Genomic DNA, 23,137 nt, shown 5'->3' on the forward strand with positions numbered 1-23,137 from the left:
ACGACAGAAGACTGACAGAACTAGACATGCGAACGCAAGGAGTAGACGATAACCGAGTCAGAATGCGATAGCGCGCACTCGGAGGAATCACATGACAGGGGCGGAAAGCGGAAGAAGCGGGGGTCTCACCCTGTCCCAGCACGAATGGGTGCAATGGATCCCGGCCGACTCGGACACCTCGTTCGAGGACAACATCTGGACGGTGGTGCCCGCCGACGGCGTGCCGCTGGACCGCGCCGCGCAGGCGGTGCGCGACGTCCTGCTGCGGCACGAAGGCCTTCGCAGCCTGGTCGCCAGGACCGCCGGCACGCAGCTCGTCGAGGCGGTGGACGAGCGGATCGGCGAGGCCGTGGCGATCGCCGACGCCGCGGCGCCGTCCGACGACGGCTGGCGGCGCGTGTGCTTCCGGGTCGGCGAGCAGTGGCCGGCGCGCTTCGTGCTGTTCGCCGAGGGCCGGACCGTGAAGCGGGTCGGCGTCGTCGTGGACCATGTGGCGATCGATCCCTGGGGCATGGGAGTGCTCCACAACGATCTGCGGCAGGCTTTGAAGGCCCGGGCCACCGGGCACGAGCCGTTCGGCGCGGAGTTGGTCGAGCAGCCGATCGACGTCGCCGAATCCGAGGCGAGCCCGTCCGGACTGGCCTACCAGGGCAGAGCCCGGGACTACTGGCAGGAGCGTCTGGACCTGATCGCCGACACGCTCGCCGGGCGGACGCCCGGAACCAGGCCCGCCGCCAAACCCGGCGCGCCGGTGTTCCGCTCGGCGCGGCTGTACTCACCGCGTGCCGCTCAGGCGGCGCAGTCGATCGCCGCTGCGACAGGCGTCTCCGCCGCCTCGACGTTCCTGCTCGCCTTCGGGACGGCCGTCTGCGCCGCCGAGCAGTCAGCCGGCGTCGGCCTGTTCGCGATATCGGCGAACCGCACGACGCTCCAGTCCGCGCGATCCGTCCGCAAAGCGACCATGACGCTGCCCGTCCTGATCCGCGCCGAGCAGGGCCCGATCCGACCGGCGCTGGCCGACTGCGCGGCACAGCAACTGCGCGGACACCGCTTCGCCAACGCCGATCCCCGCGTCACCGAGAGAATGTGCCATGAGATCCTCGGCGACCACTACGAGACCGCGGTCGCCTATCCCCGCTTCAGCTACCTGGCCGCCCCGTTCGGCACCGAGAACGGCACGCCGGGGCGGATCACGTTCGGCGAGCCCCGTTCGCTGGGCGCCAGGTTCATGCTGACGGTCGCGCAGCACCGCCGCGGCGCGCGTCTGGATCTGGAATGGAGCGAGGAGTCCGGATGGGGCGCGCTCGCCGCAGACCTGTTGATGCGCACCGAGAATCTGGTGATTCAGGGAGCTGCGTCGCTGTGATGCGAGACCTGGACTTCGAAGGCTGCCACAACGTCCGCGATCTCGGCGGCGTGCCGCTGGTCGACGGCGGGACGACAGCCTTCGGAGCGGTCCTGCGCTCCGACACGCCGGACCGCCTCACCGAGAAGGGCTGGACGGCGCTCGGGGACTACGGAGTGCGGACCATCATCGATCTGCGGACTCCCGGCGAGCACCAAGCCGGCACCGGCTACCGGCCGCCGTGGATCACGGTGGTCTCCGCGCCGCTGCATCATCCGTCGTACGTCAGAGCGCCCGGCTACGTCACGCCGCTCACCTACCAACCGCTCCTTGAGCGCCACCCTGAGCGGTGTGCGGCGGTCGTCTCTGCCCTGACGCGGACCGAGCCCGGAGGAGTCCTCATCCACTGCGTCGCCGGACGGGACCGGACCGGCATCGTCAGCATGCTGCTTCTCGCCCTCGCCGGTGTGTCCGTCGCCGACATCGTCGAGGACTACGCGCTGAGCAGCGTTCGGCTCAAGCCGCTGTTCGAGAAGCTCGGAGAGGCCGACGAAGGCCCGGCGATCGAGGCGATGCTGGCGCGCGAGGGAACGACCGTCCGGCAGACCGTCACCGGTCTGCTCGACGGCTTCGACGTGGCCGGCTACCTCCGCTCCGGCGGCCTCGACGAGGCTGATATCACGGCCGTCCGCGACCGCCTTCGATAGCGGACCGGTAGACCGCGAGCAGCCGGTCCACGGCCTCGCTCCAGCCGAATCCGGCGGCGTGCTGCAACGCGCCCGCCCGCAACGCCGTCAGCCGCGCCGGATCGTCGATCAGAGCTCTGATCACCTCCGCGTACCGCGCCGGATCGTGTCCTTCCACCAGGACTCCTGAGACCCCTGCTCGCACGGCGGTCTGCAAACCGCCGACCGCCGCGGCGACCACCGGCGTCCCGCAAGCCTGCGCCTCCACCGCCACCAGACCGAAGGTCTCAGCCCGCGACGGGACGACGACGAGGGTCGCGGCGCGATACCAGTCGGCGAGTTCCGGATGCGGACACGGTGGTTCCACGCGCACCTGCTCGCCGATCCCCAGATCCGTCGCGAGCTTCGTGAGCTGGTCTGGGTCTGCTTGCAATTCACCGCTCGGACCGCCGACGAAGGCCACCACGAGGCGCTGAGCAAGGTCAAGGTCCGCATGCAGCAACTGCGCGGCGGCGCGCATGAGGATGTCAGGACCTTTGAGCCGCTGCACGCGCCCGGCGAACAGCAGGACGAAGGCGTCATGAGGAAGACCGAGCCGGGCTCGGGCTTGGTCTCGATCACCCGGCCGGAACAGCTCCAGATCCACGCCGGGATGCACGGTGTGCACGCGTTCGGGAGCCGCGCCGTAGAGCGCGATGAGCTGATCCGCCTCCTGCGCGGTGTTGGCGACGAGGCGGTCGGCGGCGGCGATCACCGCGCTCTCTCCCGCTATCTGAGCCGGCGGCGCCGATCCGTCCTCGCCGGGCAGGACCGCGTTCTTCACCAGCCCGAGCGAGTGCATCGACTGGACGAGCGGAACACCCCGGGAGCGGGCCACCAGAGCGCCGACGCGCCCGGAGAGCCAGTGGTGGGCGTGCACCACGTCGTAGTCCCCCGGGGCGCGCAGCATGCCGGCGGTGAACTCGCCGAGGACTCTGGGCAAAGCGCCCTTGTCCACCTCGCGCGGCGGACCGGCCGGTACGTGCCGCACCACGACGCCGTCGCAGAGTTCGACGATCGGCGGCAGGCGCGGAGCGGCGGCCCGGGTGAAGATGTCCACCTGGACGCCAGTCTCGGCGAAGCGTCGGGCGGTCTCGACCACATAGACGTTGAGCCCTCCGGCGTCGCCTCCGCCCGGCTGCGCCAGCGGCGATGTCAGCACGCTGATCGTCGCGATCCGGTGCGGCGCGGATCCCCGTCGCGCCGTCATCGGACGGAGCCGGCGGCCGGTTCGGCGACCGGTTCGGTCAGCTCGGCGGGTATGGCCGGCTCGGCGGTGCGGGGGCGCCTCTGCCGCGCCTCCAGCCCGATCAGGTCGTCGGGCACCGAGTCGGGCACGTCGATGTCGAACCGCCGCAGCGCCGGCGTCCGCAACGCCGCCAGGACCACCAGCACCATTCCCGCCGCGAGGACCGGGTACATGCGCCCGATATGCGGCTGGAAGAGCTTGGTCCCGTACGGCACGATCAGACCCCAGCCGATCGGCAGCGTCGACCAGGCGATCAGGGTATTGAGAGCGAAGACCCGGCCGTGGAACCGCTGCGCCACCTTCACCTGGACGATCGTGGTGTAGATGCCGTTGACCACTGTCAGCCAGTACGACATGCCGAACGCCCCGACGGCGATCAGCCACAGCGTCGGCCGCAGCCCGGTCACCAGACAGAACGCCGCGAGGGCGAGCGTGCACAACAGCATTCCGCGCATGCGCAGCCGCCGCGGACCGCCCCAGAAGGTCATCGTCAGCCCGCCGAGCGTCGCGCCGATCCCGGCAGCCAGCGCGACCTCCCCGACCCGGCTCAGGGTGGTGAAGGACAAGACCAGCGGCGAGATCAACAAGAACAGCGGAGACAGGAAGACGTTCAACGCGGCGAAGAACAGCAGCATCGCCCGCAGACCCGGTTGCCCCCACGAATACCGGAAGCCCTCGGCGATCTCGGCCAGCAACGTCTCCTTGCGCCGCCACGCCATCGTGGCCGGGAAGCGCACCGCCAGAACGACCGCGACCGCCACCGCGTAGCTGGCGACGTCGATGACCAGGATGCCGCCGAGCCCGATCGCCGCCATCAGACCGACGGCGACCAGCGGCACCATGATCTGCGCGACGCCGTTGATCATCTGGACGACGCCGTTGGCGTGCCCGAGGTAGTGCTTGGGCACGAGTTGCGCTACCGAGGAGCCATAGGCGAGCCGCTGGAACGTCAACGAGACCGACAGACAGATGAGCAGCGGATAGATATGCCAGATCTGCAAATGGCCGGTCCACAGCAGAATCCCGAGGATCAGCTGTGTACCTCCGGCGAAGGTGTCGCCGAGCAGCATGACGCGTCGCCGGTTGGAGCGGTCCACCACGGCGCCGGCCAACGGAGCCGCCAGCATGCCCGGTACCAGGCCGCAGACCGCGAACAGCGCAAAGCGGAACAGCGAACCGGTGTGCAGGTAGATCCACAGCGGCACGGCGAACTCGGTGAGCGCTGATCCGGTCATCGACACGAGTTGACCGGAGGCGACGGCGAGGAAGCGGCGCATGCTCGGCGTGGGACCGGTCGGCACGACGCGTTCGCGAGAGCGAGAGACCCCGTGCAGCCACCAGCCGGCGTCCGCACCGCGCTCCTGTCGGCTCAGCGGCTCCGGCGTCTCCAGAGCCGGTCTGGTCTCGGTGACGATCGCCGCCAGTTCCTCGGCGCGGTACTTCAGGAAGAAGTGACCTGCTTCGTCCAGCACGACCACCGCCGAGGTATCGGTGAGGAAGTGCCACTCGCGGTAGCGCTCAGCGTAGAAATCGGTGGTGGGATCACGGTCTCCGGCGACGGTGATGACCGGCGCTCGCAGCCGGTCCACGCTGTCGCGCAGCAGCCCGGTGTAGTAGTCCTCGGCGCTTTGGGAGTCCTTGCGCATGTTCTGGATGATGTGTGTGGCCTGCTCAGGCTCGATGTCGCTCATGTCGACACCCATGGACAGCAGCCAGTTGGCGTAGCCGCGATCGGAGCGGAAGCGCTCCAGGCGAGCCACGCGCGACAGCCCTCCCAGCACCTTGTTCTCGGGTCTGGCGAAGGGGAAGATGGCGCCGATGTACAAGGCTTCGAGCCTGCGTCCGGCGGCTTCCAGGCGCCGGGCGATCTCCACGGCGAGCGCCGAGCCGACACCGCAGTGCCCGTATACGGCGAGCGGACCGTCCACCTTCCGCAAGATCTCCTCGACGCAGCGGCTGGCGAGTTCGTCGAAGGGCAGGGCGTCTTCGTCCAACCCGATGTCGTGCCCTGGGATGGCGACCGCGAACAGCCGGTGCCCGTCGGGAAGGGCGTCGGCCAGCGGCTGGTACACGATCGCGCTACCGCCTCCGTACGGCACGCAGACGAACGACAGCGTGCGCTGCGCGACGGGGATCGGCTTGGTCAGCTCGTGGACGAGTTCGGCCGGACCGCGTTCGGCAGCCGGCGTGTCGAGCAGCGTCGCGAGCCCGCGGACCGTCGGGTTTTTGAAGAGGTCGAGCACTGATACGCCCGCGCCGGCCGACCGGCGGAGCTTGGCGACGACCTGTGCGGCGAGCAGCGAATGGCCGCCGAGGTCGAAGAAGTCGTCGTCGATGCCGATGCGCTCGACGCGCAACACGTCGGACCAGATCTGCGCGATCAGGCGCTGGGAGTCGGACTCCGGGGCGGCGAACGCGGTGCCCTCGTCGCGACCGCGCTGGGGTTCGGGCAGCGCGCGCCGGTCGAGTTTGCCGTTGGGGGTCAACGGAAGCACGTCCAGGGTCACCAGCGCGGAGGGGACCATGTAGTCCGGGAGCCGCTGCTTGAGTGCCGTGCGCAGCGCCGCGTGGTCGGCCTCGCCGACGACGTAGCCGACGATTCGCCGGTCGCCGGGGACGTCTTCGCGCACCACGGCGGCGGCGTCGGCGACGCCAGGCTGGTCGCGGAGCGCCGCTTCGATCTCTCCGAGCTCGATGCGCAGGCCTCTGATTTTGACCTGGCCGTCGATCCGTCCCAGGAATTCCACGGCGCCATCGGTGCGTCGCCGCGCCAGGTCGCCGGTCCGGTAGAGCCGGGATCCGGGCGTGCCGAACGGGTCGGGGACGAAGCGTTCGGCGGTCAGCGCCGGCCGTTTCAAGTACCCACGCGCCAGCCCGACGCCGCCGAGGAACAGCTCCCCCGGCACGCCGATGGGCACCGGCTGCATCTGCGGGTCCAGGACGTGGAGCGCGAGGTTCTGGATCGGGAGGCCGATCGGGACGCGGGCCGCCGCGGTGAGCTCTTGCGGCGTGCACTGCCAGGAGGAGACGTCGATCGCGGCTTCGGTCGGGCCGTAGAGGTTGTGCAGCTCGGCCGGGAGCGTCGCCAGGCAGCGCAGGGCGACGTCGACCGGCAGTTCCTCGCCGCTGCACAGGATACGTCGCAGCCCTCTGCATTGCTCGACGCCCTCCTCGGCGAGGAACACCCCGAGCATGGAGGGGACGAAGTGGGCCGTGGTGACTCCCGCCGAGCGGATCAGGTCTCGGAGATACCCGGCGTCTTTGTGGCCGCCGGGTCGCGCCAGGACCAGGCGTGCGCCGGCCAGCAGCGGCCAGAAGAACTCCCAGACCGAGACGTCGAAGCCGGCCGGGGTCTTCTGCAGGACCACGTCGTCGGCGGTGAGCTGGTAGCGGCGCTGCATCCAGTCCAAGCGGTTGACGATTGCGCGGTGGGTGTTCAGGACACCTTTCGGGCGCCCGGTGGAGCCGGAGGTGTAGATGGCGTAGGCGAGGTCGCCGCGCGGGGCGCGCCATCCGGGCGGGGCGGCGAGGTTGGTCGCCTCGTCCAGGTACTGGATGGTCGCGGACGTCTCAGGGAGCTGATCGAGCAGGCCGCGCTGGGCGAGGATGACGGGCACGCCTGCGTCGGCGAGCATGAACGCGAGGCGGTCCGGCGGGTACTCCGGGTCCAGCGGCAGGTAGGCGGCGCCGGATTTCAGGACGCCGAGCAGCGCCACCGGTAGCGCCAGGGATCTCTCGGCGCAGACAGCGACCAGCGACTCCGGACCGACGCCGAGTTCACTCAGGCGATAGGCGACTGCGTCAGCCTGCGTGTTCACCTCGCGGTAGGTGAGCGATTCGCCCTCGAACTCGATGGCGACGGCATCGGGTGTGCGAGCGCATTGGGCTTCGACGAGTTCGTGCAGGGTCTTGTCCTGCGGGAAGTCGGAGGTGGTGGCGTTGAAGTCGGCGAGGAGTCGGGCGCGTTCGGCGGCGTCGAGCATCTCGGCGTCGGCGACGGGGAGTTCCGGAGCGTCCAGGGCGGCGGTGAGCAGAGCCGTGAAATGGTTCGCCAGCCTGGCGATGGTCTCGGCGCCGAACAGGTCGGTGTTGTAGACGAACAGCGCGTCGAGGGCGTCGCCGTCCTGGCTGATGTAGAGCTCGAGGTCGTAGCGGGTCGCCCACGAGGTGAGCGGGAAGGGCTCGGCGCTGAGCGTGCCCGAAGCGCCTGCCGCCGATCCCCGCTGGTAGTTCTGCATCGCGAAGATCACCTGGAACAGCGGTGCCCGGGCGACGTCGCGGGGCAGGTCCAGGCGCTGGACGAGCTGCTCGAACGGCAGCTCTTGGTGGTCGTAGGCGGCGCTCGCCGTCTCCTGGACCCGTGCGAGCAGATCGGTGAAGGAGGGACGCCCGGTCAGGTCGGCGCGCATCGTCAGCATATTGACGAAGCAGCCGACCAGCGGTTCCAGCTCCGGCAGCGTCCGTCCAGCGACCGGGGAGCCGACCGCGAAGTCGTCCTGGGAGGTGTAGCGGGCAAGGAGCGCCTGGAATGCGGCGAGCAGGACCATGTACGGCGTCGCCTGGCTGCGGTCGGCCAGGGCTTTGACGGAGTCTGTCAGGGTTCGATTAAGGCGGAAGCCGTGCGCGGCGCCGTTGTATGTCTGCTCCGGCGGCCGTATTCGGTCGGTGACCAGGTCCAGGGTCGGCAGACCGGCGAGCTGGGCGGCCCAGTAGGCGTGGTCGGTGTCGTAGCCGGGACGGTCGCGCTGCCAGATCGCGTAGTCGCCGTAGCCGATGGCCGGCTCGGGCAGAGTGCTCGGCGCGCCGGCGAGCCGGGCTTCGTAGAGGGCGAACAGGTCGGTCAGGAGCACGTCGACCGACCATCCGTCGCAGGCGATGTGATGCACGGCGAGCGCCAGGACGTGGTCGTCGTCGGCAAGGCGCACCAGCAAGGCGCGCGCCACCGGGCCGCGCACGATGTCGAAGGGCTCTGCGATCATCGCGCCGACGACGTCCTGCGCCGCGTCGAGGGAATCCGCATCGGAGATCCGCAGCGGCACCTCACCGGCGGCGGCGACATGGATGCCGGGCCGGTCGTCGGTGTCGGCGGGGTAGCTCATGCGCAGCGTCTCGTGCCGCCCGGCCAAGTCCCGCAGGGCTCTGCCGAACGCGTCGGGGTCGAGCGCTCCGCGCAGCCGCAGCGCGACCGGAACGGTATGCGCCGCGGACCCGGGAGCGAGCTGTTCCATGAACCACAGCCGCTCCTGCGCGAACGACAGCGGCGGCACCGTTCCCGCAGCCCGCGGCACGATCGCAGCGGCTGCGGCACGCCGGCGAAGGCGTTGGGTGAGAAGGGTCTGCTTGGTCGCGGAAAGGTGCGAAGGGCCGCTCGTGAGATCGGTCACAGCGACCAAGGTAGCGAAGGATCGGCCTGTACGTCAGATTCTTTCGCCGCTCTGACGTATTTTTTCTTTCACTGATCGATCTATTGCCACTCCACGTCGGGTATCGGACAGCGAGGTCAATTCCGCACGAAGTAGCATGCAATCAGTCGCCGAAGGAGAGCCCTGATGACCACTCCGTACGACTCCACCGCCGACACCCTCCGGCACAGCCTGCGCGTCGCCGAACTGATGGGGCAGCCCGTCAAAGAGCTGATGGACCGATCCGTCCACCACGACCTGAGCAAGACGCGCGAACCGGAGCGAGCGACCTACGACCAGTACGTACCAAGGCTGCGCGCCGCCGTGTACGGCAGCGAGGAGCACGCGGAGTTGGTGGAGGCGATGGGCGAAGGGCTACGCCACCATCACGCACACAACCGCCACCACCCGGAGCACTTCCCACGCGGCGTCCACGACATGACGCTGGTCGACCTGATCGAGATGCTCGCGGACTGGAAGGCAGCCACCGAACGCACCGAGCATGCCGACCAGAGCGGCGAAGGCGACCAGGACGAGCGCGGCGATCTCGCCCACACCCTGGAGCTCAACTGCGAGCGGTTCGGCATCGCGCCCCAGCTGATGGAGATCCTCGCCAACACCGCTCGCCATCACGGCTGGCTCGGCGCGCCGCCAGACCAAGAGTCCTAGCTACCCGGCGCGAACAGGAGGCTGACCCAGTAGTTGTTGCCGTCGCTGAACTCGACCGGGTACGAGGCGCTCGATTCGTAGGCGAAGACTCCGTTGCCCGGCGGCACGCTGCCCGTCGGGGCGGTGAGCGGGTAGGCGGTGTGGGGGTAGTCGAGGTAGTTGGCGGTGTAGGAGTAGTTGCCGTTGGGGGCGTGGTAGGAGGCTACGTAGGTTGTGCCGGCGGTGATCGCGATGGGGGTGGTGAAGGTGAGGGTTTGCCAGCCTGAGGCGGTCTCGTTGGTGAAGGTGCCGGTGGCGAGTTGCGTTCCGTCGGTGGTCCAGAGTGAGCCGGTGTGGGTGCCGGTGTTCAGTGAGCCCTTGTAGAACTGGATGCCGGTGACGGTGCCGTTGACTGCTGAGGTGAAGCGCACGCCGAGTTCTACGGAGTTGTAGTCCCCTGAGTTGGTCACGGCCGGGGCGTCGCCGGGAGCGAAGAGCGTGCAGGGGCAGTTGTACGCCGGAGGCGTGGTCCCGGTGGTGAAGCTCCAGGTCGTCGGCTGGGTCATGGCGTGTCCCCAGGCGTCGGTGGCGGTGATCGAGGCGGTGAACACGGTGCCGGACGGCAGCTGGGTCGTCGGGGTCAGCGTCGCGGTGCGGGTGGCGGCGTCGTAGGACGCGACGGCCGGGACCGTGACGCCGGCAGCGTCGGTGAGGGTGTAGGCCAGACTTGTCGGATCGAGCGCGGCGGAGAACGTCGCGGTCGGGGCGATGGTGTCGGCCACGCCGGTGGCTGCGGCAACCGGAGTCGTCCCCGTGACGGTCGGCGGTCCGGTGGGGACGCCGGTGGTGTCGAACAGCGCGTCGACCCAGTAGTTGCTGGCGTTGTAGCTGTCGCTCGGGAACTGCGAGCCCGGTCCGTAGGCGTACACACCGTTGCCGCCGGAAGCACCGTCGGCCAAGGCGGTGATCAGCCCACTGCCTGCGCCGCCGGTGGTGAAGAAGCCGCCGTCAGCCGAGTAGTGACCGTGCGGAGCGTAGTAGGAGGCGGTGTAGGTGGCTCCCGGCCTGACAGGGACCGGATTGGCGAACGTGAGGGTCTGCCAGCCGGACGCGCTCTCGCCGGTGAACGTCCCGGTCGCCAGCAGCGCGCCGTTGGCAGCCCACAGCGATCCGGTGTGCGGCCCGGCGTTGGCCGCGGACTTGTAGAAGCGGATCCCGGTGACGTTCCCCGCCGTGCTGACATGCATCTTCACGCCGAGTTCGACCGCTGATCCGTCACCGGTGTCGGGGACGACCGGCGTCGCGGAGTCCGGGAAAACGGTGCACGGACAGGCGTCGGCGGCGGTGACCGTCTGAGTCAGGGTGCTGGTACTGGGACCATAGCCGGGCTGGTTGACGAAGTCGGCCTTGATGGTGTGAGTGCCGACGCTCAGCGACGACAGGTCGAGGGCGGCTGTCGAACCGGTCAGCGCGACCGCCTGCGGCGCGCCGGAGTCCACCGTGAACTGCACCGAGCAGCACTTGGGCGCCGAACCGCCGGCCATCGCGACCGTCGCCGTGACGTGAACGCTCTGGTCAGTCCTCGACGGGTTGAGCTCGGACGCCAGGGTCAGGGTCGTCGGAGAGCCGTTCACCGTCTCCTGAAGCAGATCGCTGCTCTCCGGGCCGTAGTCGGCGTCCCCGCTGTAGGTGGCGTACAGAGACGTCAGGCCCAGCGGCAGGTCGGTGATCGGGAGGGTCGCGGTGCCGTTGACGACCGGCTCGGTGACGGAAGCGAACTGGCGCGCCGCGAACGTCACCGTCCCGGTCGGCGCCGGGGAGCCCGGCTCGGTGGGCGTCAAGGTCACGGTCACGCCGCCGGGCTGGCCGTAGTACGCGGGATTGACATCGGGCGCGACCGTCATCGCGGTGCTGTGCGCAGCGGTGAGGCTCACCTCGGCGAACATGGCGCCCTGGTTCATCCACAGGTTGCCCGCGGCGTCGGTGGCGATGTCCTGCGGGCTGAACGTGTCCGGGCCGGTGAACTCGGTGGCGCGGCCGTCGGTCGGCGAGATCGCCATGACCGCGGTGTCGAAGGCGGTGCCGGACTGGTGGTGGAGCGGGCCGACGGTGCCGGCGTCGTAGATGATGCCGTCCGCGCCGACGCTCAGGAATCCCCCGGCGAAGTCCGACGGCATCGTGTACAGGGTCTGGGCGCCGGTCGCCGGATCGATCTCGCCGACCTCGTAAATGAAGTCGCTGTGCGGCACGAACCCCGCGTCGAACCACAGACGGCCGTCCGGGCCGAGCACGATCTGGTCCTGAGTGTTCGCGGCACCCGCCGGAAGGCCGTGGTAGGCGAACGCCCCGGCCGGGGTGAGCGACCCGATCTGCACCACGCCGGCGATGCTCCCGATGAACCAGGCGCTGCCGTCCGGAGCGATCGCCAGTTCGTGGTCGGCGCTCGCTGCGCCGTAGTGGTACGGCATCGCGAACTGGGTGAGCGACCCGCCGGACGCGAGGTGGCCGACGTAGCCGCGCACGTTGTCAGCGCCCGCGTCCGCCAGGAACCACGCGTCGCCGGACGCGTCGAAGGTCAGGCTGCCGACCCGCGGTCCGTCGGAGGCCGGCAGCAGGTGCGTCGTGATCGTGCCGGAGGTGTCGATCTCGGCGATCGCCGACTGCGTCGAGGCGGTCCCGACGCCGTCTTCGGCGAACCAGACCTCGCCGTCCGGACCCGCGACCATCGTGGAGACGCCGCCGTCGACCGGGTAGCGGGCCACGATGGTGTGGGAGGACGGGGAGAAGACGATGATGTAGGTCTGCGCGTTCTGCGTCACCGCCGCCCAGAAGTTCCCGTCGGCGCCGCGCGCGATCCCCGAGGCGCCACCGCCGGAGGCGGAGGAGTAGTCGTAGGAGGCGTAGAAGACCCCGAGGTCGGCGACCGTCGGCAGCGGCGCTGGGTCGGCGCGCGCGGCGGACGTGGACGCCGCAGTCCCCGCCAGGCTCAGAGCAGCGCACATGACGACGTGCAGGACACGGTTGCGCCAGCGCTTCGGTGCACGCATGCTTGCGCCCCTCTTCGACAGATGTCAGGTAGGGGCTATTTAAGAGCACTGAGAAGCTTTCGGGAACTGGTTGCCGAGTGCGTTCAGGGCTATCCCTCGGGGTCCGGCTTTCCGGTGTCAGAGGCCGTACTCGATCGCCGTGGCGTCCGGGGACACCACGAGGCCGTACTCGATCGCGGTGGCGTCGGGCGAGGCGACGAGGCCGTACTCGATCGCCGTGGCGTTCGGCGCGACGGTGCCGGTGCCGGCGGAGGTGGCGCTACCGGCGGTGACAGCCGCGTTCGAGGGCGCCGCGGTCATGAAGAGCGCGATGCCTGTGGCGGCGGCCAAGCCGCCGAGCCGCTTGACGACAGTTTTCATTCCGTCCCCCTGTCGGGATTCACGTGTGCTCGTCCTACAAACGGTAGCCCTCCGCGTGTATCAGTGGTCTGTTTCTTACGCTGCTCTACCCTGGGGATCATCGAATCGAGGAGGAGAACGCCGATGCCCGAGATCGAACCGATCGGGGAGCTCGACGCGCGGTTCAGCGAGCGCAGCGCCAAGGCGCGGCCGTGGGCCGAGGTCGCCGAGGTGCTGGCGGCCCGCGAGATGTTCTGGCTGTCGAGCGTGCGCGGTGACGGACGGCCGCACGTGGTGCCGCTGCCGGCGGTCTGGCTCGACGGAGCGCTCTACTTCTGCAGCGGCTCCGACGAGCAGAAGACCAAGAACCTGCTGTTCGACCCGCGTTGTGTCCTGAGCGCGGGTGCCAACGCGTTGCACTTCGGACTGGACGTGGTGGTCGAGGGAAGCGCCGCCCGCGTCACCGATCAGGACCTGCTCCAGCGCCTCGTCGCGCTCTGGAAGTCCAAGCTCGACTGGGACTTCCAGGCCGCCGAGGACGGGTTCCGCGACCCTCACGCCCCGAACAGCTCCGTGTTCGTCTTCGGCGTCAAGCCGGTGAAGGTCCTTGCCTTCGACAAGGGTCCCTACGGTCAGACGCGCTACAGCTTCCCCGCCTGAGACACCGGGTCACACAAGCAGGTCACCCGAACAACTCACACGAAGCGGTGCCCGCCGTCGACGTGCAGCACCGTTCCGGTGATGAAGCCGTTGGCCATCAGAGCCCTGAATGCCTGGGCGATGTCCTGCGGCGCTCCGACGCGGCCGGCGGGAAGCCGCTGCGCCATGGCGTCGAGCCGCGCGGTCTTGCCCTCCCCCGCGATCGCGTCCCAGACCGGCGTGTCGACCCAGCCCGGCGACACCACGTTGACCCGCAGGGGCGCCATCTCCAGAGCCAGCGCGGCGGCGAGGGATTCCAGGGCGCCGTTGACGGCCGCGACCATCGACCCGCCGGGCGCCGGGCGGTACGCCGCGATGCCGGAGGTGAAGGTGATGGAGCCGGTGGACGGCATGATCGGGGCGGCGTGCTTGGCGACGAGGGCGGCGCCGAGCAGCTTGGTGTCGATCAGGCGGCGGGCGGCGGTCGCGTCGAAGGCTGAGACAGGTTGGTAGGCGCCGGTGGCGTCGACGGCCGTGACGGCGACGTGGTCGACCGGGCCGGTTCCGGCGAACAGCCGCTCGAGAGCGGACTCCTCGGCGATGTCGGCGACAGCCGTGGTCAGGCTCGCGGCGTTGCCGGGTGGCGCGTCGGCCTCGAGGTGCTTGCGTGCGGCATCCAGCCGCGCCGCGTCCCGGCCGACGATCGTCGCCCGGTCTCCGGTGGCGAGGATCGACGCGGCGAGTGCGAGCCCCATCCCGGAGCTGCCGCCGATGATCATCACATGTTCTCTGTGCTCTGCGTTCATGTCTCCATGAGATCGCCGAGCCTTGCCGCAGGTCCACGACCTGCTGCCTAGCAGCCGTTAGCCTCCGACTAACGCCGCTGCTCGAGGATTGTGCGCCGACCACGCCGCGACGTACTCGACGACCAGCGGCCGCCCCTCGATCGGCCGCCAGGCGAGCCCGGCGACCCCGGCGGCGCGCGCCGAGCTCAGCCCGAAGACGTCCGGTCGCAGCGGCAGGACGGCGAGCATCGGGGCGTACCCCATCGCGCTCGTGCTCAGAACGACCCCGTCCAGCGCCGCGAGCACGGAGTCGTGCAGCTGCGGAGCCGATGCGCGAGGGAACAGGACCATCTCGCGCCCGGCCAGATCGGCGAGGGTGACCGAGGCGGAGCCGGCCAGATCGTGCTGCTCGGACATCAGGACGCCGAGTTCTTCGGAGGCGACGTGGACCGACCTCAGCTGAGGCGGCAGGTCGACCGGGGCACGCAGCATGACCAGGTCCAGCCGTCCCGCCTCGAGCAGCCGGGCCAGCTCGGCGGTCGTGCCGCTGGTCATGTCGAGACGGCTGTCGACCCGCTCGTCCAGCCGGCTCGTGATGCGCTCGATCAGGCGCGGCGGCACGCCGTTGAGCAGGCCGAACCGCAGGACCGGCGCGGCGGTGCCGGCCGCCTCGCGCGTGGCGCGGACGGCGTCGTCCGCAGCCGCCAGCACCTGGCGAGCCGCGCGGAGCAGAACCTCGCCGGCCGGCGTCAGGCTGACGCCTTCGGGACGCCGGATGAGCAGCGGACCGCCGATCTCCCGCTCGACAGCCTTGATCTGCTGGCTGAGGGTCGGGGTGGAGATGAACAGACGCTCCGCGGCGCGCCGGAAATGCAGCTCCTCCGCCACAGCCACGAAGTACCGCATCTGCCGAAGTTCCACATCCGAATCCTAGAGCGCCGCTTTCGCGATCTCGCCAGGCTGACCAGGTTGACCTACGCCGTGGCCTGCGCCGCAGGAAGCAGATGCCGCGACAGGAAGGAGAGCTCGGTCGTGACAGCCTGCTCATGCGCGTGCAGGAAAGGCGCGTAGTGCGTGCCGGGCACGACCAGCAGCTCCCCGCGCGGCGCCAGCTCAGAGGCCCGGATGCCCGGCTCCGGCAGGACGGTCTGGTCCTGGTCGCAGGCGACGACCAGCAACGGACACTGCACGCGCGACGCGTGGCGGATCGGGCGGTAGAAGCCGGCACGCAGCACCACGCGAGCGGCGATCGTCTGGTCCCAGGTGTCGACGTGCTCGCCGTGCGGGTCCAGGGCGTCGGTGCCGTCCAGGGCGTCCGGCGTGGTGAGCATGGCGACCGTGCCGCGCTCGCCGGTCGCGGGGATGAGCAGGGGACGCCGGCCGAGCAGGGCGCCGAGCCCGTCGAGCATGCCCTTGCCGGTCACGCGCAGCAGCGCGCCGAACGTCATGCTGCGCAACGCCTTCGGCGCGGCCGCCTGTCCGTCGGCCAGGGCCATCTGCGCGATCGCCGCGGCCACCCGCTGGTCGTGTGCGGCGGTGCGGATGACGTGGCCGCCGCCCATGGAGAAGCTCCAGATCGCGATGCGCTCGGGCTTCACGTCCGGGAGCGTGGCGGCGAAGCCGATCGCGGCGCGCCAGTCGGCCAGCTGCTCCCGGGTGCGGACAATCTGGCGCTGCCGGCCTCCGCTCTCGCCGAACCGGCGGTGGTCGAAGGCCACGATGGAGAATCCGGCGTCGTGGAAGCGGCGGGCGAAGCGGTCGGTCCCGGGTTCCTTCGTCACCCCGGCGCCGGACGCCATGATCACGCAGGCGCCGTTGGTTCCGGGGTAGTGCCAGGCGACGCAGTAGGTGTTGCCGACGGGGAACCGGACCTTGTGCCGGAACGCCGGTGTCGAGCCGGCGGCGGCTTCGGGGACCAGGGTGTGGTTGTGGCGAGTCATGACGCCCTCCATCGCGGGAGTGAAATCTCAGAGAATCTAGCAACGCTAGGACTGTTTTCGACGCTAGCACTGTCGCCGCAAGAATGTCTAGCACTGCTAGGATCGTGGTCATGTCCATTCAGCAGCGCCGCGAGCGGGAGCGGGCCGACCGGCACCGCCTGATCGTCGCCACCGCCCGCGACCTGGCCGAAGCCGAAGGCTGGGACGCGGTGACGACCCGGAAACTGGCACAGCTGGTCGAGTACAGCCAGCCGGTGCTCTACAGCCATTTCAAGGACCGGGACGCGATCGTCGCCGCGGTCGCGATCGAGGGCTTCGTCGAGCTGACCGCCCAGCTGCACCAGGCGCGCACCGCGCACGAGTCTCCCGAGCGCGCCCTGCGCGCCTTCGCCGAGACCTACCTCGAATTCGCGCGCACCCGCCCGGCGCTGTACGACGCGATGTTCCTCCAGCCGATCGGCGAGGCGTTCAACGAGGCGGAGCCGAGCTTCGTCGAACTGGTCGCCGCGCTCGAGCCGCTGATCGGCGCCACGGACGTGGAGACGTACGCCGAGACCGTGTGGTGCGCGCTGCACGGCATAGCCGCGCTGACGAAGGGCGACCGGCTGCGGGCGGGGTATGAGGAGGCGCGGCTGGATCGGCTGCTCGAGCGCTTCCACGTCTGACGGCGCGCGGTGCGGTGCGGTGCTGTCGGTGCCGGTGCGGTCGGTGCCGGTGCGGCGCGGTGCGGTCGGCGCGGCGCGGCGCGGTCGGCGCGGCGCGGCGCGGTGCGGTCGGCGCGGCGCGGTGCGGTCGGCGCGGTGCGGTGCGGTGCAGTCCGGTCGGTGCGGCGCGGTCCGGTCGGTGCGGCGCGGTGCAGTCCGGTCGGTGCGGTGCGGTCGGTGCAGTGCCGTGCGGTGCGGGGTGTCGGACCCGACGGCGACACCCCAGAGCGCTGTGACACACTGCGCGCCATGCCCGAAGATCTCGCGGAGCGCCCGGCCGCTCGCCGCTCTCCGCATGGCTATGTGCTCGCCGCGATGGTCGTTCTGGTCGCCGTGGCGTATGCGGTCTATGAGCTGACCGTCTACCGCACGTATCGGTCGTCCACCTACGACTTGGTGATATTCGATCAGGCGGTGCGCTCCTACAGCCACTTCCATCTGCCGGTGGCGATCGTCAAGGGTGTGCACAACAACTTCGGCGCGCAGTTCACCGTGCTCGGCGACCACTTCTCGCCGATCATCGCCGTGCTCGCGCCGCTGTATTGGATTTCCGGCAATCCGAAGACGCTGCTGGTCGCGCAGTCCGTGTTGCTGGCAGGCGCCATTCCGTGGCTATGGGTCTACGCGCGCCGGGCTTCGGGGACGTTCGCAGCGTACTGCGTCGTCGTGATCTACGCGGTGTCGTGGCCGGTGGCTGCGGCGGTCGCCTTCGACTTCCACGAGACCGCCTTCGTGCCGCTGCTCAGCGCGGTGCTGCTGGAGCGGTATCAGGCCGGGCGGCGCGTGCACGCGGTGCTCGCCGCGTGCCTCCTGCTGCTGGTCAAGGAGGACATCGGGCTGCTCGTCGCCGGGTTCGGCCTCTTCTTGGTGACCGGTTGCCGGCTCCCGGCGCAGGAGAAGTACGCCCGCCAGCGTCTGCTCGGCGCCGCGTTCGTGGTCGGCGGGGTCGGCTGGACGCTCGTGGCGACGCACGTCTTCATCCCCGCGTTCGGCGGACGCGGAAACTACTACTGGGCCTACACCGCGCTGGGCCCGGACCTGCCGAGCGCCACGACGCACGCGATCGCGCACCCGGTCTCGACGCTCCAGCTGTTCGGGACGCCGTCCATCAAGATCACAACGATGACCTGGCTCGTCGTGCCGCTGCTGCTCCTCCCCCTGGCCTCGCCGCTGACCCTGATGGTCATTCCGGCACTGGCCGCCCGCATGGGGTCGAACCTGTTCCCCAACTGGTGGGGCGAGGAGTATCAGTACAATGCGGAGCTGATCGTTCCGCTGGTGGCGGCAGGCCTGGACGGCGCACTGCGTATCAACATGCTCCTCACGCGGCTGCGCCCCATCTGGACCTGGACCAAGCGCATCGGTCCAGCATGGGCAGCCGGAGCCCTCATGGTGTCGGTCGCAGTCATCCCGAAGTTCGCCTTCGACGCCTACGGCCAGTCATCCTTCTACCGGCTGACCCCTGCGGACCGCGCCGCCGCGACAGCCGCCGGCCACGTCCCCGACGGAGTGGTCGTCGAGGCGGCGAGCCTGATCGGCCCGCACCTGAGCGCGCGCGACACGGTGCTGCTGCTGGACAAGACCCCACGCTGGGCACCCTGGGTCGTCGCGCAAATCTCCGATCCGACGTTCCCGATCTCGGACGCCGCCGCCCAGAAGGCGCGCGTCACATATCTGGAGACGAACGGCTATCGCCCCGTGTGGCACGACGACTTCTACGTCGTGCTGACCAAGCCGGGATCCGTGCCGGACTACACCAGGCACGGGTAGCGGTCCGCACCGCTCACGCACCCACCCACGCATCAGCCAGAGGCGTCGCTTTTGGGATGCGCCGCAAAGAACTGCCAGAAGACGTCCGTCGCGTTCAGTGCCGTGGAGGGGGTGTCCGAGCCCAGGAGAGCCTTCTTCACCGGGCGCTGGGGGCTGCCGGGCCATTGGTGGCCTGCGCCGGTGATGGTGATCAGTTCGACGGTTCGGGCGTCGGGGCAGGTGGCGGTGGAGGTGGTGACCTTGTCTTTGGTCTGGGTCGTTGGTGGGGTGCAGGAATCGATGGTGCGCCAGGTGGACACGACGGAGGGGACCGGTGGGCCGTTGATGTGCGCGTAGCCCTCGCCTTCGCCGCCGTTGTAGGGGATGCGGGTGTCTGCGCTGCCGTGGATGTGCAGGACTGACAGCGGTTTCGGTGCGGGGCAGGTACCGAGCAGGGTTGCGGAGTCTGGGCCGATGGCGGCGAACAGGTTGGTGTCGCAGGCCAGGCGGTAGGCCATGATGCCGCCGTTGGAGATGCCGGTGGCGTAGACGCGGGAGGGATCGATCGGGACTTCGCCCTGGATGGCGCCGATCATGGCCTTGATGAAGCCGACGTCGTCGGTGTTCTGCTCCGCCGGGTTGCCGCAGCAGCCGCCGCCGGTGTTCCAGGCGTGGTCCACGCCGTCGGGGTAGACCACGACGAAGCCGTCGCGGTCGGCCTCCTGGTCCCATCCGTAGTCTTGCTCGGCCTGGGTGCCGGTGCCGAAGCCGCCGTGGAGCATGACGACCAGGGGCGCGCGCGCCGGCAGATTGTGCGGACGGTAGAGGTGGAACGTCCGGGTGGCGCCGCCGATCTTGATGGACTGCGCGGACCCTCCGACCGGCGCGGAGGACGGGACCGGGGAGGCGTGCGTGCGGCTCTGGCAACCGGCCAGTGCCGTCGCCAGGACCAGCCACATCGCGGCGACAGCGGCGGTGAAGGCGCTTCTTCTCATCGTGGTCGGGTCAGCCCTTCGGGGTCTGGCTGTCGGCGGTCATCGCCGAGCGGACCGAGGTCACGGCGCCGCCCACCGAGGACAGGATGCCGTTGAGGTTGTCAATGTCCTGCTGGCCCACCGCGCCGGAATCCGACACGCTCGACGGCGAGACGGCAGTAATCGCAGGGGTCGGCGGAATCGCAGGATCCGGATCCGCACTCGCTCGCGGACGGCATCCGGACAGGCTCGCGGCCAGCACCGCTGCTAGGCACAACACGCCGAGCGAGCGGCCGTGCGGGGCACTCGCACTCACGACTCGGTCCCGAAGCCGTGCGCCTGGCACCAGGACGCACCGCTGGTGAGGAGCTGCTGCCGGGTCTGGAGCACGCCGCCCTGCTCCTGCCGCAACGTCGCGCGCGTCGTCAGCCAGGTGGCGAGGTTCGTGTGGCCGGCGGACTTGGCGCGCGCCGCCTGCGCGTTGAGCCAGGCGACCGAGCCGGGAGTGGCCGCGTCGCCGTTGATGATCGCCAGCAGGTCGGTGACCGCCGGACCCAGGTCGGTGATGAGCTTGCAGTCCTGTCCGGCATCGGCACGCAGGTCCGCCAAACCGGTGCCGGAACTGGAGCCGGAACTGGCTCCGGTCGTCGGCGTGGCGTCAGCGGCGGAAGCGATACCGGTCGAGCCGGCGAGCAGCCCGGCGGTCAGTACCACAGCCGTCCACATGGTGCGAGACATGGTGGGTCCACCTTTCGGTCAGCGCAGCCGCCTGGAAGCGGCGGCCGTTCGCGACCGAAGTTAGAGACCCTCTTTGGGAAAACCTTGTGATGGCAGGCGGACCAGGAACCGGGTTCCGCGTCCGGTCGGGGTCGGACCCGCCTGGACGGTGCCTTGGTGCAGTGCGACGACTTGGGCGACGATGGTCAATCCCAAGCCGAAACCAGGGCTGGCTTTGGAGGCAACGAAGCGGTCGAACAGGCGGCTGCGCAGCTCCGGCGGGATTCCCGGACCCTGGTCGTCGACCGTCAGCAGGAGGAATCCGGGCTCGCGCGAGAGCCCGATGACTATCTGGGCACTGCTACCGCCGCCATGGATCGCGGCGTTGTCGAGCAGGTTGTCCAGGACCATCCGCAGGCCGTCGGACCAGCTGAGCAGCGTCGCCGCCTGCGGAGTTCCGGCGGGGATGGCCACGCGGGCGTCGAAGCTGGTCCCGGGATGGCGGTTGCGCGCCGCGTGCAGAGCTGTTTCGACGAGTTCGGCGACGTCCACCTCGGTGAACTGCTCCGGGCGGGCAAGCTCGGCGCGCGACAGCGCCCGCAGAACCTCCAGCAGTCCGAGGACACGCGTATGCGCCTCACGCAGGTCGTCCAACGCCTCGCGGCGGTCAGCGGCCTCGGCGCCCGGATGCTCCAGCACATCCAGCGCGGTCTGAATGCCGGTCAGCGGGGTGCGCAGTTCGTGGGCGGCGGTCGCGGCGAAGGAGCGTGCCGCCTGCCAGGCCTCGACGATCCGCAGCTCCTGCTCGTCGCGGCGCGCCAGGGCGGCGTCCAGGATGCCGGCGACGTCGTCGACCTCATCGACCCCGGTACGCAGCGCGATCCGCGCGCCGGTCCCCGAGCTCACCAGCCGCGCACGCTCGCGCAGCACGGTCAGCGGCTTGATCGTGCGCCGCCCGAGCAGCCCGCCCGCGGCGAAAGCCACCGGCGAGACGATGAGCGCCATGAACCACACGCGTCCCCGGAGCTTGCGGACCTTGGCGGACAGGACCGACTCGGGCTCGACGACCCAGACCCGCGCCTTCGTCGCCGCATCGGAGGAGGAGTATCCGCGCCACTGCCGCAGGCCTTCGCGCACGCTGAAGGCACCGTCGACCGTGGGCAGCCGAGCGACCGGGGGCGCGTCGCCGACCGCGACGTTCAGACCGTGCACGGCGAGGACCACCGAATCGTCCGGCGCCTGCAACGCCTGCCGGACCTGGGAGGCGGGGTCGGAGGTCTGCGCAGCGAGCGAAGAGGCTTGCGGGGCAAGGGAATCGGCGCGTGTGTGGAGGTACGCGTCGCGCTCGGCGCGCAGGTCCGCACTCTCCCACGGGACCAGCGCGGCGCCGGCGGCGATGATCAGCACCGGCAGGAGCGCGGCGGAAGCCCAGGCGAAGCGCGTGGAGAGTTTCACAGCTGCTCACCGCCGATCCCGTCCAGCTGCTCCAGTCCGCCACGCAGCGCGAAACCGACGCCCCGCACCGTGTGCAGGACACGCGGCCGGTCGTCGGCTTCAAGTTTGCGCCGCAGATAGCTGACCACAGTGTCCACAGCGTCGGAGCGCACCTGGAAGTCGTAGCCCCAGACCCGGTCCAGCAGCTGATCCCGGGTCAGCACCGCGCCGGCGTTGCGGACAAGCACCTCCAGGACATCGAACTCGCGCCGAGTGAGTTCCAGCGGGCAGCCCGCGGCGGTAACCGTCCGGGCATCGGTATCCATGACGATCCCGCACGCCGCGACCACTCCATGCGGCACGGGACGTCCGCGCCGCAGCAGCGCGCGCACCCGCAGCTCCAGCTCAGCGGTCGAGAACGGCTTGACCACGTAGTCGTCGGCGCCCGCCGCCAACCCGGCGATCCGGTCGGCGACGTCGTCCAGCGCGGAGAGCATGAGTACCGGGACGTCGTCGCCCTGCCGCCGCAGCCGGCGCACGACATCGACCCCTGATATACCCGGCATCGAGACGTCCAGCACCACCGCGTCGACCCCGCCGCCGCCCAGCACCGCCAGCGCGGCCTGCCCGTCAGCGGCGGTCTCCACGGCGAACCCCGACAGCCCCAGCGCGCGCCCCAGCCCACGCCGAAGTGCGGGGTCGTCGTCGACCACCAACAGACGCCAGGTCGCCGCCCGCTCCGCCACGTCCGTTCCCCGCCCTTCGCTCGGTGCAGCCGCAGGGCTGGATGCTATGCGTTCCGGTGAGCGGAACGCGATGCGACACCGGGCTCCCGCGGCGACCACCCTGGTCCGGCGAAGAACCTCCTTCGCACCATTCCATCACCCATCGGAGCAGACCAATGCGAAAGCTCACCAAGCGGGCAACCCTGCTCGCCTCCTCGGCGGTCATGGCACTGCCGGCCGTCGTGGTGTCGGGCGGCGCGGCCCACGCCGACCAGCCCTTCCCCTACGTATCCGTCCGCATCTGGGGCTCCACACACTGCATGGACAACGCCGTCCAGAACGCCGAGACGGTCCAGATGTGGAACTGCACCGGCGTCCCCGAGCAGAAGTGGCAGGACCGCCCGAACCAGGCGACCGGAACCTTCGCCCTGGTCAACCAGAACACCAACTACTGCCTCGACGCCCTGGCCCAAGGCGACGGCCCAGTGGTGATGGGACCGTGCACCGCCTCGAACACCCAGCAGTGGATCACCCTGTTCGCCGACAACCCCTCCCCCTTCACCAACGGCGCCTACGCCGTCATCGAGAACGTGGCCAGCAGCCAGTGCCTGAACACCAGCAGCGTCGCCAACGGCACCGTGCTGCGCACCTGGCCCTGCGACATCACCGCCCACTATCAGAAGTGGCACTTCGACTTCTGACTCGGACGCCGCCG

General features: G+C 69.9%; 19 protein-coding genes. 7 read left to right on the forward strand and 12 right to left on the reverse strand.

Going from position 1 to position 23,137, the window contains the following annotated elements:
- Positions 1 to 91: 91 nt before the first annotated feature.
- Positions 92 to 1,366 (forward strand): condensation domain-containing protein, encoded by a 1,275-nt coding sequence (locus CACI_RS25090; RefSeq protein ID WP_015793661.1) that lies wholly within the window; start codon positions 92 to 94, stop codon positions 1,364 to 1,366.
- Positions 1,366 to 2,052 (forward strand): tyrosine-protein phosphatase, encoded by a 687-nt coding sequence (locus CACI_RS25095; protein ID WP_015793662.1) that lies wholly within the window; start codon positions 1,366 to 1,368, stop codon positions 2,050 to 2,052. Before CACI_RS25090 ends, CACI_RS25095 begins: the two co-directional genes overlap by 1 nt.
- Here CACI_RS25095 and mshA read toward each other — a convergent pair.
- Entirely contained in the window at positions 2,024 to 3,280 is a 1,257-nt protein-coding gene (gene mshA / locus CACI_RS25100; RefSeq protein WP_015793663.1) for a D-inositol-3-phosphate glycosyltransferase, read from the reverse strand. The two genes, CACI_RS25095 and mshA, sit on opposite strands and share 29 nt — an antisense overlap.
- The gene (locus CACI_RS25105; protein ID WP_083796126.1) at positions 3,277 to 8,703 is read right to left on the reverse strand and encodes a non-ribosomal peptide synthetase/MFS transporter; all 5,427 of its coding nucleotides are present in this window, start codon (positions 8,701 to 8,703) and stop codon (positions 3,277 to 3,279) included. Before CACI_RS25105 ends, mshA begins: the two co-directional genes overlap by 4 nt.
- Positions 8,704 to 8,868: 165 nt before the next feature.
- Here CACI_RS25105 and CACI_RS25110 point away from each other — a divergent pair, with 165 nt between their 5' ends.
- The gene (locus tag CACI_RS25110; RefSeq protein ID WP_015793665.1) at positions 8,869 to 9,390 is read left to right on the forward strand and encodes a DUF5662 family protein; all 522 of its coding nucleotides are present in this window, start codon (positions 8,869 to 8,871) and stop codon (positions 9,388 to 9,390) included.
- Here CACI_RS25110 and CACI_RS46020 read toward each other — a convergent pair.
- Positions 9,387 to 12,416: a DUF4082 domain-containing protein gene (locus CACI_RS46020; protein ID WP_015793666.1), complete on the reverse strand. Its 3,030-nt coding sequence runs from the start codon at positions 12,414 to 12,416 to the stop codon at positions 9,387 to 9,389. The two genes, CACI_RS25110 and CACI_RS46020, sit on opposite strands and share 4 nt — an antisense overlap.
- Positions 12,417 to 12,533: 117 nt before the next feature.
- Entirely contained in the window at positions 12,534 to 12,776 is a 243-nt protein-coding gene (locus CACI_RS25120; RefSeq protein ID WP_015793667.1) for a hypothetical protein, read from the reverse strand.
- A 123-nt stretch (positions 12,777 to 12,899) separates the two neighbouring features.
- Here CACI_RS25120 and CACI_RS25125 point away from each other — a divergent pair, with 123 nt between their 5' ends.
- A complete protein-coding gene (locus CACI_RS25125; protein ID WP_015793668.1) occupies positions 12,900 to 13,415 on the forward strand; it encodes a pyridoxamine 5'-phosphate oxidase family protein in 516 nt (171 codons plus the stop codon).
- Positions 13,416 to 13,450: 35 nt separating this feature from the next.
- Here CACI_RS25125 and CACI_RS25130 read toward each other — a convergent pair whose 3' ends face one another.
- Genes CACI_RS25130 through CACI_RS25140 form a run of 3 tightly spaced genes read right to left on the reverse strand, consistent with a single transcriptional unit; the run spans position 13,451 to position 16,119 of the window.
- Positions 13,451 to 14,200 (reverse strand): SDR family oxidoreductase, encoded by a 750-nt coding sequence (locus CACI_RS25130; protein ID WP_041540448.1) that lies wholly within the window; start codon positions 14,198 to 14,200, stop codon positions 13,451 to 13,453.
- 57 nt (positions 14,201 to 14,257) lie between these two features.
- Positions 14,258 to 15,100 carry a LysR family transcriptional regulator gene (locus CACI_RS25135; RefSeq protein ID WP_143765382.1) on the reverse strand — a complete coding sequence of 281 codons (843 nt, stop codon included), beginning with the start codon at positions 15,098 to 15,100 and terminating at the stop codon, positions 14,258 to 14,260.
- Between the two features lie 53 nt (positions 15,101 to 15,153).
- Positions 15,154 to 16,119, reverse strand: a complete 966-nt coding sequence (locus CACI_RS25140; protein ID WP_015793671.1) for an alpha/beta hydrolase — start codon at positions 16,117 to 16,119, stop codon at positions 15,154 to 15,156.
- A 110-nt stretch (positions 16,120 to 16,229) separates the two neighbouring features.
- On the opposite strand from CACI_RS25140, the gene CACI_RS25145 reads away from it, so the two are divergent.
- Together CACI_RS25145 and CACI_RS25150 are read left to right on the forward strand one after the other, a co-directional pair.
- Positions 16,230 to 16,784, forward strand: a complete 555-nt coding sequence (locus CACI_RS25145) for a TetR/AcrR family transcriptional regulator (protein ID WP_015793672.1) — start codon at positions 16,230 to 16,232, stop codon at positions 16,782 to 16,784.
- A 288-nt stretch (positions 16,785 to 17,072) separates the two neighbouring features.
- Complete coding sequence (locus CACI_RS25150) at positions 17,073 to 18,593, forward strand: DUF2079 domain-containing protein (protein ID WP_015793673.1); 1,521 nt, start codon at positions 17,073 to 17,075, stop codon at positions 18,591 to 18,593.
- 32 nt (positions 18,594 to 18,625) lie between these two features.
- Here the strand turns inward: CACI_RS25150 and CACI_RS25155 are convergent, their stop codons facing one another.
- Genes CACI_RS25155 through CACI_RS25170 form a run of 5 tightly spaced genes read right to left on the reverse strand, consistent with a single transcriptional unit; the run spans position 18,626 to position 22,443 of the window.
- Positions 18,626 to 19,567, reverse strand: coding sequence for an extracellular catalytic domain type 1 short-chain-length polyhydroxyalkanoate depolymerase (locus CACI_RS25155; RefSeq protein ID WP_015793674.1), 942 nt, complete (start codon positions 19,565 to 19,567; stop codon positions 18,626 to 18,628).
- Between the two features lie 10 nt (positions 19,568 to 19,577).
- Entirely contained in the window at positions 19,578 to 19,862 is a 285-nt protein-coding gene (locus tag CACI_RS50220; RefSeq protein ID WP_015793675.1) for a hypothetical protein, read from the reverse strand.
- A complete protein-coding gene (locus CACI_RS46025) occupies positions 19,859 to 20,284 on the reverse strand; it encodes a hypothetical protein (protein WP_015793676.1) in 426 nt (141 codons plus the stop codon). The genes CACI_RS50220 and CACI_RS46025 overlap by 4 nt, the downstream gene beginning before the upstream one ends.
- Before the next feature lie 60 nt (positions 20,285 to 20,344).
- Entirely contained in the window at positions 20,345 to 21,718 is a 1,374-nt protein-coding gene (locus CACI_RS25165; protein WP_015793677.1) for a sensor histidine kinase, read from the reverse strand.
- On the reverse strand, positions 21,715 to 22,443 hold the full coding sequence (locus CACI_RS25170; protein WP_015793678.1) for a response regulator transcription factor: 729 nt from the start codon (positions 22,441 to 22,443) through the stop codon (positions 21,715 to 21,717). The genes CACI_RS25165 and CACI_RS25170 overlap by 4 nt, the downstream gene beginning before the upstream one ends.
- 155 nt (positions 22,444 to 22,598) lie before the next feature.
- Between CACI_RS25170 and CACI_RS25175 the strand changes: the two genes are divergently transcribed.
- Positions 22,599 to 23,123: an RICIN domain-containing protein gene (locus tag CACI_RS25175; RefSeq protein WP_015793679.1), complete on the forward strand. Its 525-nt coding sequence runs from the start codon at positions 22,599 to 22,601 to the stop codon at positions 23,121 to 23,123.
- The last annotated feature ends 14 nt before the right edge of the window (positions 23,124 to 23,137 follow it).

The sequence above is a fragment of the Catenulispora acidiphila DSM 44928 genome (genome assembly GCF_000024025.1).
In the GTDB taxonomy this organism is placed as follows: Bacteria; Actinomycetota; Actinomycetes; order Streptomycetales; family Catenulisporaceae; genus Catenulispora; species Catenulispora acidiphila.